At 68.3% G+C, this 1,768-nt stretch carries 2 protein-coding genes; one reads left to right on the top strand and one right to left on the bottom strand.

Annotation, left to right across the window (positions count from 1 at the left end):
• Positions 1-961 (top strand): tryptophan--tRNA ligase (gene trpS, locus AVW09_RS15115; protein ID WP_156496128.1); only part of this gene is annotated, 961 nt, incomplete at its 5' end.
• 174 nt (positions 962-1,135) lie between these two features.
• Here the strand turns inward: trpS and AVW09_RS15120 are convergent.
• Entirely contained in the window at positions 1,136-1,609 is a 474-nt protein-coding gene (locus AVW09_RS15120; protein ID WP_156496129.1) for an endonuclease domain-containing protein, read from the bottom strand.
• Positions 1,610-1,768 lie beyond the last annotated feature (159 nt).

The following is a 1,768-nucleotide window of genomic DNA, read 5'->3' on the forward strand; positions in this document are numbered from 1 at the left end:
CAGCCTCCAGATCGGCAACTACATCGGGGCGCTCCTCCAGTGGCGCGAACTGCAGGACGAGTACGACGCGTTCTTCTCGGTCGTCGACCTCCATGCCCTCACGCAGCCCGGCGACCCGGCCGAGCGGCGCGAGAAGACGCGCCGCACCGCAGCGCAGTACATCGCCGCGGGTATCGAGCCGTCGCGTTCGGCCCTCTACGTGCAGTCGCACGTTCCCGCGCACGCGGAGCTGCAGTGGGTGCTGTCGACGCTCACGGGCTTCGGCGAGGCCGGGCGCATGACGCAGTTCAAGGACAAATCGGCCCGGTACGGAGCGGATGCCACGAACGTCGGCCTCTTCACCTACCCGGTGCTGATGGCAGCCGACATCCTGCTCTACCAGACCGATGTGGTGCCGGTCGGCGACGACCAGAAGCAGCACATCGAGCTCACCCGCGACCTCGCCGAGCGCTTCAACAAGAACTTCGGTGAGACGTTCACGATGCCCAAGCCCATGATCCAGCGCGAGACGGCCCGCATCTACGACCTGCAGAACCCCACGTCGAAGATGTCGAAGTCGGCGGAGTCCGACGCGGGTGTGCTGTGGATGCTCGACGAGCCCAAGGTCAGCGCCAAGAAGATCATGCGCGCCGTCACCGACTCCGAGGGCGCGGTGCGCTTCGACCGCGAGGAGAAGCCCGGTGTCTCGAACCTGCTCGTGATCTACTCGGCCCTCACCGGCCGCGAGATCTCCTCGATCGAAGACGAGTACGCGGGCCGCGGTTACGGCGACTTCAAGAAGGGCCTGGCCGAGGTCGTCGTCGCCGAGTTCGAGCCGGTGCGCGAGCGCGCGCTCGAGCTGCTCGCCGACCCCGCCGAGCTCGACCGCGTCCTCGCGTCGAACGCCGAGCGGGCGGCATCCGTCGCCGAGAAGACCCTCGCCGACGTCTACGACCGCATCGGCCTCCTGCGCCACGGCTGACCCCGCGCGGGGCGCCGTCGCAGCTGCTGCAGCCCCAGCCCCAGCCCGCCCTCCCGTCGCCGACGTGGACACAACGAAGGAAATCTGTCGAGTTCGGCGGCATCCGCCCGCGCATGACCGTGTGTGCGCGGCGGATTTCCTTCGTTGTGTACTCATGCCGCGCCGCGGCGCGACTCACTGAGGCCGACGTCCGTGCAGCAGTCCGCGCACCGAGCGCAGAAGCTGATCGGGTCGGGTGAAGATCATCTGGGCGGTCGGCCGGATGCACACGTATCCGCGCTCCGCCAGGGCGAGATCGCGTTGCCTGTCCCGCTCTTGCGCGATCCACCCTCCGTGATGCGCGCGGCTGTCGCACTCGATGACCAACCACCCGTCCACGACGAGGTCCACCCGCCCCACCCCCTCGATCACCTTCTGGATCTCGACCGGCACTCCGAGACCTCGCACCAACAGGCGCGCGAGCGTTTCCGATCCCGCCTCGGCCCGTCCATCTACGAGCGGTCGAAGTACGCGATACTTTTCCGGCACTGCCGCGAAGATCTCGTCCAGGTCATCCTCGCCGATGGCTCCGAGGTGCAGGGCACTGTCGAGTGTGGCCACCGCGGCGCGCGGGGGCTGGCATTGCAGGGCGCATCCGAGGGCGGACACGACCCCGACGGTATGGGCACCCCCGAGGTCCTCCCCTCTCCAGTGGAGAACGACTGATCCGTCCCGTGGCATCCGGACGAGCCGTGAATGCGGCGAGCGCTGTCGGGCGCGATTCGGCTCGACCTGGACGTGCAGCGGGCGAGAATCCAGCACGAAGAC

Source organism: Microbacterium sp. T32 (assembly GCF_001619615.1).
Taxonomy (GTDB): domain Bacteria; phylum Actinomycetota; class Actinomycetes; order Actinomycetales; family Microbacteriaceae; genus Microbacterium.